Genomic DNA, 12,385 nt, shown 5'->3' with positions numbered 1-12,385 from the left:
AAGGGGCTGGAGATGGCCGAAACCCAATCGTGACCGAGGCCTGGCCGGGCCCGACCGGGGTCCGCCCAGGGCCCATGGCCACCCTGCGAGGGCGACAACTGGCAGCTTTGGGCCACCCCCGAATGGAAACCGGCCCTGGGTCCAGCCCCCAGCCAACCCCCTGGCCCAAACCTGCCCATCCCCCCGACAGCCCGACCTCCCGCCCCTCACCACCCCACCCCGTGCCCACTCACCCGCAGTCGCCGAACCACCCGGCGTGCCCGCGAGACGCGACCGCGCCCCCGCCCCTCACCACCCTCAGCCCACCCCGTGCCACCCACCCACTCACCCGCACCCACCGAACCCACCCCCACCCACCCGCGGCCCCCGCGCCCCCCCCCGCCAACGGAATCCACGCAGCCGACTCAAGGGCCCGGTACCGGCCAGGGCCACCGCCCTTCCGGGCCGCTCGCCCGCTTCTCGCACGGGCTGGAGCGAGGTGTGTAAAGGGCGGCCCGCAGGCTCATCGCCGAAGGCGACGCGAGAGTGGAGCGCAGCGCAACGGGAGCGCCCTTTACGCACCTCGCGGAAGCCCGACAATCCCGGGAAGCGAGCGGCCCAACGGCCACGTGCCCGTTCCTCTCGCCCTCTCGCCCCTTCCTCTCGCCCCCTCCGCGAGCAACTCCGCCGCGGGCCCATGGCGTAACCCCGCCCACGGGCACGTTGGCCGGATGCATATGCCAACTCGCCACTCCAGCAGGCCAGTTGCGGGTGTCGGCTGACGGGTTTCCTCCCGGGACCATCCCCGCTGCCCGCACGCCTCCACCGCAGGAATTTCACATTCCGCAACATTCCACAAGCGAATTGTTTTTTCAGTTCCGCTCCCATTACTCACCCGCCCCTCGGGAATCAATCACCCTCGCCGGAGAAATCCGAGCAAGTCAAAATCCCGTCACACACCCCCCTCGGCGTTTTCCGGACTTTGTCCCCGAGGTGAACCGAGAAACCGTTTCCGCATATCTACGATCGCAGGCTATGACCGACACTCCACGGGACAACTCCGCCACCCGTGCCCGCTGGCAGACCTGTCTCAGGCTCGCCCGTGAACTCCTTCTCGTCGGACCCGACGGAAAGGACCTGAAACTCGAATACCTGCACACCCTGATAGACACGGGCCGCCTCGGCCCCACGCCCCACCCGCGCAAGAAGATTCTCGTCATCGGCGCCGGCATCACCGGTCTCGTCGCCGCCCGACTGCTCAAGGACGCAGGGCACGACGTCACCGTCCTGGAGGCGAACGCCAACCGTGTCGGCGGACGCATCAAGACCTTCCGCACGACCAGGCACCACCAGCCCTTCGCCGACCCGGCCCAGTACGCCGAGGCCGGAGCGATGCGGCTGCCCGACTTCCACCCGCTCGTCCTCGCCCTGGTCGACAAACTCGGGCTCGGCCGCCGCCAGTTCTACAACGTGGACATCGACCCCCACACCGGCAGCGGCCCGGACGTCCCCGGCCCTCCGGTGTCGTACACCTCGTTCACCGGGCAGACCTGGACGTACGGCGACGACAGCCCGGACTTCCGCGAGCCCGACAAGCGCGGCAACTCCTGGATCCGCGCCAACCGCGTCCAGGTGCGGCGCGCCGACTACGCCGCCGGTCCCGAGCGGATCAACGAGGGCTTCCACCTCACCGACGACGAGGTCCGCGCCCCGGTCGTGAAGATGGTCGACGACGCGCTGGAGAGCGTGCGCGACTACTACTCCGACGTCGTCGACGGCAAGCGGGTCAACAAGCCCTTCGACGAATGGGTCGAGGGATGGGCGCGGGTGATCCGTGACTTCGACGGCTACTCGATGGGCGCCTTCCTGCGCGAGCACGCCGGGCTCAGCGACGAGGCGATCGAGGCCCTCGGCACCCTGGAGAACATGTCCTCGCGGCTCCACCTCTCCTTCTTCCACAGCTTCCTGAGCCGCAGCGACATCAGCCCCGGGGTGCGCTACTGGGAGATCCCCGGCGGCAGTTGGCGCCTGCCGCACGCCCTGCACCAGGGCCTGCGCGACGAGGTGCGGTTGGGCGAGCGGGTGATCCGGATCGAGTACCACGACCCCAGCCGCGACACCGACCCCGAGGGCACCGGTGCGGTCGGGGCCGACGGGTGGGGCGTGGCCGTACAGACCGTCGACGAGGCCGATCCGAAGGAACTGCCGCGGCTGTGGACGGCGGACCTGGCGATCGTCACCGTCCCGTTCTCCGCCCTGCGCTTCGTGGAGATCGTCCCCTCGATGTCGTACAAGAAGCGCCGCGCCGTCATCGAGACCCACTACGACCAGGCCACCAAGGTGCTGCTCGAATTCAGCCACCGGTGGTGGGAGTTCACCGAGGACGACTGGCGCGACGCGCTGGAGGGCATCGCGCCCGGGCTGTACGCGTACTACCGGCGGGGAGGCGAAGTGGACACCGCGTCCGTGCCCACGCTGCCCGAGCCGGGGGCGGCCGGGCTGCTCGGTGTCGCCGTCAAGGACAGCGGCGTCACGGAGGAGATGCGGCGGATCGACGGCAGCCTGCCGCTGCGCGGGCCCGCCGTCCGGCCCGCCACCCACTGCTTCGGCGGGGGCTCCGCCACCGACAACCCCAACCGGTTCCTGTACTACCCCTCGCACCCGGTCGAGGAGAGCATGGGCGGCGGCGTGGTCCTCGCCTCGTACTCCTGGTCCGACGACGCCGCCCGCTGGGACTCCATGCCGAACACGGAGCGCTACGTCTACGCCCTGCGCAATCTCCAGGCCCTGCACGGCCGGCGCATCGAGGTGTTCTTCACCGGCCGGGGCGCCACCCAGAGCTGGGCGCGCGACCCGTACGCCTTCGGTGAGGCCGCCATCTACACCGCCCACCAGATGACCAGCTTCCACCTGGACGTCTCCCGGCCCGAGGGCCCGCTGCACTTCGCGGGGGAGCACACCTCCCTCAAGCACGCCTGGATCGAGGGCGCCCTGGAGAGCGCGGTGCGCGCCGCCCTCGCCGTCCACCGGGCCGCGCCGGTCACCACGGCACAGGAGGGGGAGCCCGCATGACCGAGAGCCTCCCGGCCTGCACGGTGGCCCGCTATCTCGCCCTGCGGCTGGCCGAGTTGGGCATCACCCACCTCTTCGGCGTCCCCGGCAACCACCTCGGCCCGTTCCTGACGGCGCTCCGCGCGGAGGGCGACGTCGAGTGGGTCGGCACGCCGACCGAGGGCGGCGCGGGCCAGGCCGCCGACGCCTACGCCCGCATCCACGGCGTGGGCGCGGCGGCGGTCACGTACAGCGTCGGCGCGTTCAATCTCCTGGGCGCCTGCGGCGGCGCGTACGTCGAGCAGATCCCGATCGTCGCCGTCAACGCCTGCCCGCCGTACGAGCAGTGGCAGAACTACCGTGCCGTCGGCCTGCTCACCTCGCACATGAGCCCGCGCGCGGAGAGCAACCTGGACGTCTACCGGCAGGTCACCGTGGACGCGCAGGTCATCTCCAACCCGGGCCTCGCGCCCGCCCAGATCGACTCGGCGCTCACCGCGTGTCTCTCCGAGCGCAGGCCGGTCTACCTGGAGGTCATGGAGGACCTGTGGGACGAGCCCTGCCCCGAGCCCGCAGAGCCGATCGTCCGCCGCGAACGGCCGTTCAGCGCGCGCAACCAGCCCATGCTGGAGAACGCCGTGCACGCGGTCCTCACCCTGATCGAGGAGCACCCCGGCCCGGACGGCCGGCCCCGCCCGATCGTGTGGGCCGGTGAGGAGATCGACCGGTACCGGCACGGCGGGCAGCTCACCGACCTGGTGGAGGCCACCGGGGTGCCGTTCTGCACGACGGTCGGCGCCAAGGCCGTCGTGGACGAGGACCTGCCGCAGTTCCACGGCGTCTACAACGGCAGGGCCAGTCACCCGGACGTGTACGGCGTCTTCAAGGAGTGGGCCACCTGCCGGATCGGGCTCGGCGCCTGGTCCACGTCGAAGAACCTGGGCGGCGAGCAGAGCGTCGGCACCGACTGGGTGATGGCGGCGCACGGCGGCGTCAGCGTCGGCACCTCCTACTTCCCCGACGTCCAGCTCGCCCACCTGCTGCCCGCCCTCCAGGACGCGCTGGTGAAGGAGTACGGCTCCGGGGGCCTCGCCTCCGACTACTACGCCGAGTCCTACAGCCACCGGGGCGCACCGGCCGGCCGCCCCGCGGGCCTGGCGCAGTACCGCGCCTCGCTGAACCTCGACGGCGCCCGATCCCGGGGCGGTGAACACCTCACGTACGACGGCCTGTTCGACCGGATCAACCACTTCCTGGGCGAGGAGACCCGGGAGGACTGGACGGTCGTCTCGGACGCCGCGTTCGCCCTCATCGGCTCGATGAACCTGGCCCTGCCCGCGGGCGGGTTCCTCTCCCAGATCAGCTGGCTGTCCATCGGCTGGTCGGTCGGCGCGGCCACGGGCGCCGCGCTCGCCCCCGAACGCGACGGCGCCCGCCCGATGGTGTTCGTCGGCGACGGCTCCTTCCAGGAGACCTGCCAGGAGATCTCCACCCACACCCGGCTCGGGCTGCCCTCGGTGGTGTTCGTCCTGGACAACGGGCACTTCTACGGCATCGAGCAGATGCTGGTGAACCCGGCTTACTACGCCGAACACTCCACCGCCGAACCGGACTTCTACAACGTCCTGCACCCCTGGCACTACGACCGTCTCGCGGCCGTCTTCGCCGGCGAGGACACCCCGGCGACCGGCGTCGCCATCGCCCACGCGGCCGAGCTGGACGCCCTGCTGGCCCGCCTCGCCGACCCGCACGACCCGGTCAACGCCGGGCCCCTCCTGGTCCGCGTCCGCCTGCACCGGCACGACTACCCGCGGGCGATGGCCTACAAGGTCCCGAAAACTTCCTGAAAAGCTTCCGGAAAAGCTTCCCAAGGGGGAAAGAAATGGCTGACCTGAACGTCCTCATCGCCTTCGACGCGGCCACGATCGTCGAGCAGTACCCCAACGCGTCGAGGAACCCCGACGCGCCGACGTACGTCGACGAGAGCCTGATCTACATGACGACGCGGCACGACCACATCGTCGGCACGTCGGGCGCCGAGCTGAACCTGCGCGCCGAGCCCGGGGACAGCATCAGGTGGCGGGAGACGACGCTGTCGCTGGGCAGCGACTACAAGGCGCTGCTGTACCGGTACGTCAGCAGCGACCGCGACCACACGCTCATCAGGACGCCGGAGATCGAGGTGGTCGACGGCGTCTACCCGCTGCCCAAGGAGGGGAGCGAGGGCAGCCCGGACTTCGTGACGCAGAAGTACCAGGACCACTACTGGCGCACGACGGTCAAGAGCGTCGGCAAGGTCGTCTACCACTTCTCCTTCCAGATCCTGGACCGGCACCGGCAGTTGAAGGGCTACTTCCAGTGGGACCCCTTCATCACCATCGAGGACGCCTGACGGCCCGGCCGGGGGCGGTGGCCGCGAGCCGCCGCCCCCGGCCATGAGCCGCCTCGGCTGTCAGCGGTCACCGGTACCGTCGGACCATGGCTCACCAGGAGGGGAATCAGACGACCGAGCGTCGGCTCGCCGTGCTCGAAGGCGTGCTGGAGCGGATCACGTACGCCAACGAGGAGAACGGCTACACGGTCGCCCGGGTCGACACCGGCAGAGGCGGCGGCGACCTCCTCACGGTCGTCGGCGCGCTGCTCGGCGCCCAGGTCGGGGAGTCGCTGCGGATGGAGGGCCGCTGGGGCTCGCACCCCCAGTACGGCAAGCAGTTCCACGTCGAGAACTACACGACGGTCCTGCCGGCCACCGTCCAGGGCATCCGGCGCTACCTCGGGTCCGGCCTCGTCAAAGGGATCGGACCCGTCTTCGCCGACCGCATCACCCAGCACTTCGGACTCGACACGCTCCAGATCATCGAGGAGGAGCCGAAACGGCTCATCGAGGTCCCCGGGCTCGGGCCCAAGCGGACCAAGAAGATCGCCGACGCCTGGGAGGAACAGAAGGCGATCAAGGAGGTCATGCTCTTCCTCCAGACCGTCGAGGTGTCCACCTCCATCGCCGTGCGGATCTACAAGAAGTACGGCGACGCGTCCATCTCCGTCGTCAGGAACCACCCCTACCGGCTCGCCGCCGACGTCTGGGGCATCGGCTTCCTGACCGCCGACAAGATCGCCCAGTCCGTCGGCATCCCGCACGACAGCCCGGAGCGGGTGAAGGCCGGCCTCCAGTACGCCCTGTCCCAGTCCGCCGACCAGGGCCACTGCTTCCTGCCCGAGGAGCGGCTGATCGCCGACGCCGTCAAGCTGCTCCAGGTCGACACCGGGCTGGTCATCGAGTGCCTCGCGGAGCTGGCCGAGCCGGGGGAGGACGGCGTGGAGCCGGGCGTCGTACGGGAGAAGGTCCCGGGGCCCGAGGGGGACACGGCCGAACCCGTCACGGCCGTCTACCTGGTCCCCTTCCACCGCGCCGAACTGTCCCTCGCCGCCCAGCTCCTGCGCCTGCTGCGCACCGGTCAGGACCGCATGCCGGGCTTCCAGGACGTCGACTGGGGCAAGGCCCTCGGCTGGCTGAGGACGCGCACCGGCGCCGATCTCGCGCCCGAGCAGGAGGCCGCCGTCAAGCTCGCGCTCAGCGAGAAGGTCGCCGTGCTCACCGGCGGGCCCGGCTGCGGCAAGTCCTTCACCGTGCGCTCGATCGTGGAGCTGGCCCGGGCCAGACGGGCCAAGGTGCTGCTCGCCGCGCCGACCGGGCGGGCCGCCAAGCGTCTGTCCGAGCTGACCGGCGCCGAGGCCTCCACCGTGCACCGGCTGCTGGAGCTGAAGCCCGGCGGGGACGCCGCCTACGACCGCGACCGGCCGCTGGACGCCGACCTGGTGGTCGTGGACGAGGCGTCCATGCTGGACCTGCTGCTCGCCAACAAGCTGGTCAAGGCCGTCCCCCCGGGCGCGCACCTCCTCTTCGTCGGGGACGTCGACCAGTTGCCGAGCGTCGGCGCGGGCGAGGTGCTGCGCGACCTGCTCGCCGACGGCAGCCCGATCCCGGCCGTCCGCCTCACCCGGGTCTTCCGGCAGGCCCAGCAGTCCGGTGTCGTCACCAACGCGCACCGGATCAACGCCGGGCAGCATCCGCTCACCGACGGGCTGAAGGACTTCTTCCTCTTCGTCGAGGACGACACCGAGGAGGCCGGCCGGCTCACCGTGGACGTGGCGGCGCGGCGGATTCCGGCCAAGTTCGGGCTCGATCCGCGGCGGGACGTGCAGGTGCTCGCGCCGATGCACCGGGGTCCGGCCGGCGCCGGGGCCCTCAACGGACTGCTCCAGCAGGCCATCACGCCCGGACGGCCCGACCTGCCCGAGAAGCGGTTCGGCGGCCGGGTCTTCCGCGTGGGGGACAAGGTCACCCAGATCCGGAACAATTACGAGAAAGGGAAGAACGGCGTCTTCAACGGCACCGTGGGCGTCGTCACCTCGCTCGATCCGGTCGACCAGAAGCTCATGGTGCTGACCGACGAGGACGAGGAGGTGCCCTACGAATTCGACGAACTGGACGAACTGGCACATGCGTACGCGGTGACCATTCACCGCTCGCAGGGGAGTGAATATCCCGCCGTGGTGATTCCGGTCACGACCGGGGCGTGGATGATGCTCCAGCGGAACCTCCTGTACACGGCGGTGACACGGGCCAAACGCCTCGTCGTCCTCGTCGGTTCACGCAAGGCGATCGGACAGGCGGTGCGCACGGTCTCGGCCGGACGGCGGTGCACGGCCCTGGACTTCAGGCTCGACGCGGGTCATCAGGAAAAATGATCGATCAAATGAGTCACGAAGGTCACAGAGCACTTCCAGATGCCGTTCAAAGGGGGCAGGATGGGCAAGTTGGCGGCACTGAGTGCCGCCGATGGGCCCAATGGTCGACCCCGAGTGCACTCTCCTGAGCCAAATGGGGGATGGTAGAGACAGTCAGGGCACCTCGAAGATGAGGCACTACGTCGGTGAGGGAAGACGTGAGCGACAACTCTGTAGTACTGCGGTACGGCGACGGCGAGTACACCTACCCGGTGGTCGACAGCACCGTCGGCGACAAGGGCTTCGACATCGGGAAGCTCCGCACCCAGACCGGTCTGGTGACTCTGGACAGCGGGTACGGCAACACGGCCGCCTACAAATCCGCTGTCACCTACCTCGACGGTGAGGCGGGCATCCTCCGCTACCGCGGCTACCCCATCGAGCAGCTGGCCGAGCGCTCCACCTTCCTCGAGGTGGCGTATCTGCTGATCAACGGCGAGCTCCCGACCGTCGACGAGCTGACGACGTTCCAGAACGAGATCACGCGGCACACGCTGCTGCACGAGGACGTCAAGAACTTCTACAAGGGCTTCCCGCGGGACGCCCACCCGATGGCCATGCTGTCGTCGGTCGTCTCGGCGCTGTCCACCTTCTACCAGGACAGCCACAACCCGTTCGACGAGAAGCAGCGCAACCTCTCCACGATCCGGCTGCTCGCCAAGCTGCCGACGATCGCGGCGTACGCGTACAAGAAGTCGATCGGCCACCCGTTCGTCTACCCGCGCAACGACCTCAGCTACGTCGAGAACTTCCTGCGCATGACCTTCTCGGTCCCCGCCCAGGAGTACGACCTCGACCCGGTCGTCGTCGCCGCGCTGGACAAGCTGCTGATCCTGCACGCCGACCACGAGCAGAACTGCTCCACCTCGACGGTCCGCCTGGTCGGCTCCTCGCAGGCCAACATGTTCGCGTCGATCTCGGCCGGCATCAGCGCCCTGTGGGGCCCGCTGCACGGCGGCGCCAACCAGTCCGTGCTGGAGATGCTGGAAGACATCCAGGCCAACGGCGGCGACGTCGACTCCTTCATCCGCAAGGTGAAGAACAAGGAGGACGGCGTTCGTCTGATGGGCTTCGGCCACCGGGTCTACAAGAGCTTCGACCCGCGCGCCAAGATCATCAAGGCTGCCGCGCACGACGTCCTCTCCGCCCTCGGCAAGTCCGACGAGCTGCTGGACATCGCGCTGAAGCTGGAGGAGCACGCGCTCTCCGACGACTACTTCGTCTCGCGCAACCTCTACCCCAACGTCGACTTCTACACCGGTCTGATCTACCGGGCCATGGGCTTCCCGACCGAGATGTTCACGGTCCTGTTCGCCCTCGGCCGCCTGCCGGGCTGGATCGCCCAGTGGACCGAAATGATCAAGGAGCCGGGCTCCCGCATCGGCCGCCCGCGCCAGATCTACACGGGCGTGGTCGAGCGCGACTTCGTACCGGTCGAGGCTCGCTGACACCTGCCGGCGAGGGGCGTCGTCCGGATGGCGCCCCTGGTTGGCCGCCTCTCGGTCTCGGCGGCGTCGGCACATCGTCAGGGTGCCGGTGGACGGTGGCTCCGGACCCGGCCGGGGGTCCGGGGGTTGTCCCCCGGGTCGGCACGGCCACGGGCGTGGTCGAGCGCGACTTCGTACCGGTCGAGGCTCGCTGACGCAGTCGGGGAATGCTGAGGCACTGAGTGTCAGGGCCTGCCTCATGGGTGGGCCCTGCGGTGGCCGTACAGACGAATAAGCGGAAGGCGCCCTGCGCCGGTCCCCCCACGGGCCGACGATCAGGGCGCCTTCCCGTGTCCCGGTGCGGATTCCCCCCACGGGATCCGGCCGGGCGCTCGGAGAGACAGCGCCTGAATCGCTGTCTGGTGAGCAGAACGAGCAAAACTCGTCCCACTCCGGTGATGCGGTGCGATCTGCCGGGACAACGCACGCAGGGAGGGCCGCTCAAAGCTTCCCGGTGTACGTGCCCCGGCAACGCATCTCTGAGGCAGTCCCCCAAGACAACCCCAGACGCCGGCAGACGCCCCCCAAGACGCCGAACCGACATCGCCAACTTAGACCTTCGAACCCCTTCGATGGTTACGTTCGCATCACTGTGATCTGCGTCTCTTGCATATGTCCTTTAGGTACGCAAGAGCCCCGATACGACGATCGGAGCCCAAGCGTAAGGAAGATGCGCGAGCCTTGTGAAGAGCTTATGTGGTGCGCGCGTCCGACTCCAGAGGGTCTCCTACTTCGGTCTCAGCGGAATCGTCGCAGCCGCAGGCTGTTGGTCACCACGAACACCGAGGAGAAGGCCATCGCCGCGCCCGCGATCATCGGGTTGAGCAGTCCGGCGGCGGCCAGCGGCAGCGCGGCCACGTTGTAGCCGAAGGCCCACACCAGGTTCCCCTTGATCGTGGCCAGCGTCCGCCGGGACAGCCGTATCGCGTCCGCCGCCACGCGCAGGTCCCCGCGCACCAGCGTCAGATCGCTCGCCTCGATCGCCGCGTCCGTCCCGGTGCCCATCGCCAGCCCCAGATCGGCGGTGGCCAGCGCGGCCGCGTCGTTGACGCCGTCGCCGACCATCGCCACCGCGCGCCCCTCGTCCCGCAGCCGCCGTACGACGTCCACCTTGTCCTCGGGCAGCACCTCGGCGTACACGTGCGCCGGGTCGATGCCGACCGTCCGTGCGACCGCCTCGGCGACCGTCCGGTTGTCGCCGGTGAGCAGCACCGGCGTGAGTCCGAGGGCGCGCAGCTCACGGATCGCCTCGGCACTGGTCTCCTTGACCGTGTCGGCGACGGCGAGGACCCCGCGGGCCCGCCCGTCCCAGCCGGCCACGACCGCCGTACGGCCCTGCTCCTCGGCCTCGCGGGCCGCCTGGACCAACGAGTGCGGCAGGACGTCGTACAGGCGCCCCACGGCCACCTCGCGGCCGTCCACGCGCCCGCGTACGCCCCGCCCGGGGACGTTCTCGAAGTGCTCGACCTCCGGCAGTGCTCCGGCGCGCTCCTCGGCCCCCGCGGCGATGGCGCGGGCGACCGGGTGCTCGGAGGCATGCTCCAGGGCGCCGGCCAGCCTGAGCAGCTCCTTCTCGTCCTCGCCGGCGGCGACGTGGACCGCCTGGAGCGTCATCCGGCCGGTGGTGACCGTGCCCGTCTTGTCGAGGACGACCGTGTCGACGCGGCGCGTGGACTCCAGCACCTCGGGGCCCTTGATCAGGATGCCGAGCTGGGCGCCGCGGCCGGTGCCGACCATCAGCGCGGTCGGCGTGGCGAGGCCCAGCGCACAGGGGCAGGCGATGATCAGGACGGCGACGGACGCGGTGAACGCGGCGACCGCGTCCCCGGTCAGGCCCAGCCAGACGCCGAACGTGGCGAGCGCGATGCCGATGACGACGGGCACGAACACGGCGGACACCCGGTCGGCGAGCCGCTGCACCTCGGCCTTGCCGTTCTGCGCGTCCTCCACCAGCTTCGCCATGCGCGCGAGCTGGGTGTCCGCGCCGACCCGGGCGGCCTCGACGACCAGCCGCCCGCCCGCGTTGACCGTGGCGCCGCTGACCCGGTCGCCCGGCCCGACGTCCACCGGCACCGACTCGCCGGTCAGCATGGACGCGTCCACCGCGGAGACGCCCTCGACCACGGTGCCGTCGGTCGCGACCTTCTCGCCGGGCCGTACGACGAACCGGTCCCCGACCGACAGCGACGCCACGGGGATCCGGACCTCACGCCCGTCCCGCAGCACCGCCACGTCCTTGGCGCCCAGTTCCATCAGCGCGTGCAGGGCCGCCCCCGCCCGGCGCTTGGAGCGGGCCTCCAGATAGCGGCCGAGCAGGATCAGCGCGACGACCCCGGAGGCGACCTCCAGGTAGATGGTCGAGGCGCCGTCCATGCGCGAGATCGTGAGGCGGAACTCGTCGTGCATGCCGGGCATGCCGGCGTCGCCGAAGAACAGTGCCCACAGCGACCAGCCGAAGGCCGCCAGCGTGCCGACCGAGACCAGGGTGTCCATGGTGGCGGCGCCGTGCCGGAGGTTGGTCCACGCGGCCCGGTGGAAGGGCAGGCCGCCCCAGACGACGACGGGCGCGGCGAGCGTGAGCGAGAGCCACTGCCAGTTGTCGAACTGGAGTGCCGGGATCATCGCGAGCAGGACGACGGGCAGCGCGAGCAGCGCGGAGACCAGCAGCCGCTGCCGGAGCGCGCCGAGTTCGGCGTCGTGCGCGGGAGGCTGCTGCGCCGTCGCCTCGGGCTGGGGCGGGGCGGGTACCTCGGCGGTGTAGCCGGTCTTCTCCACGGTGGCGATCAGGTCGGCGACCGCGACGCCCTCGCCGAAGGAGATCCTCGCCTTCTCGGTGGCGTAGTTGACGGTGGCGCTGACGCCGTCCATCCGGTTGAGCTTCTTCTCCACGCGCGCGGCGCAGGAGGCGCAGGTCATCCCGCCGATGAGCAGCTCGACCTCGTCGGCCTCGGAGGGGGTTCCGGCTGTCGACGGGGCCTTGTCTGTACGGGTGGTGCTGGTCATGTCCGGACTCCAGACATCGGACCGGACCGTACGGAGCCAGTATCAGCTGGTCGGTACGGCCCGGTCGGGGGAATCGA

Annotated in this window: 6 protein-coding genes; 5 read left to right on the top strand and 1 reads right to left on the bottom strand. The window is 70.1% G+C overall.

Annotated elements, in window-relative coordinates:
• The first annotated feature begins 1,014 nt into the window (after window positions 1-1,014).
• From AC4OXY_RS20575 to AC4OXY_RS20555, 5 genes are all read left to right on the top strand, one after another.
• The gene (locus AC4OXY_RS20575; RefSeq protein WP_491994395.1) at window positions 1,015-3,051 is read left to right on the top strand and encodes a flavin monoamine oxidase family protein; all 2,037 of its coding nucleotides are present in this window, start codon (window positions 1,015-1,017) and stop codon (window positions 3,049-3,051) included.
• Entirely contained in the window at window positions 3,048-4,877 is a 1,830-nt protein-coding gene (locus AC4OXY_RS20570; protein ID WP_491994394.1) for a thiamine pyrophosphate-binding protein, read from the top strand. The genes AC4OXY_RS20575 and AC4OXY_RS20570 overlap by 4 nt, the downstream gene beginning before the upstream one ends.
• Before the next feature lie 35 nt (window positions 4,878-4,912).
• A complete protein-coding gene (locus AC4OXY_RS20565; protein ID WP_356023098.1) occupies window positions 4,913-5,422 on the top strand; it encodes an inclusion body family protein in 510 nt (169 codons plus the stop codon).
• An 86-nt stretch (window positions 5,423-5,508) separates the two neighbouring features.
• The gene (gene recD2, locus AC4OXY_RS20560) at window positions 5,509-7,779 is read left to right on the top strand and encodes an SF1B family DNA helicase RecD2 (RefSeq protein ID WP_491994393.1); all 2,271 of its coding nucleotides are present in this window, start codon (window positions 5,509-5,511) and stop codon (window positions 7,777-7,779) included.
• A 197-nt stretch (window positions 7,780-7,976) separates the two neighbouring features.
• A complete protein-coding gene (locus tag AC4OXY_RS20555; protein ID WP_071372096.1) occupies window positions 7,977-9,266 on the top strand; it encodes a citrate synthase in 1,290 nt (429 codons plus the stop codon).
• A 777-nt stretch (window positions 9,267-10,043) separates the two neighbouring features.
• On the opposite strand, the gene AC4OXY_RS20550 is transcribed toward AC4OXY_RS20555, so the two are convergent.
• Window positions 10,044-12,308, bottom strand: coding sequence for a heavy metal translocating P-type ATPase (locus tag AC4OXY_RS20550; protein WP_491994392.1), 2,265 nt, complete (start codon window positions 12,306-12,308; stop codon window positions 10,044-10,046).
• Window positions 12,309-12,385: the final 77 nt, after the last annotated feature.

It is taken from the genome of Streptomyces sp. HUAS MG56 (genome assembly GCF_058673395.1).
Note: the sequence above shows the minus strand (reverse complement) of the source record. Positions and strands in the feature narration are given on the sequence as shown.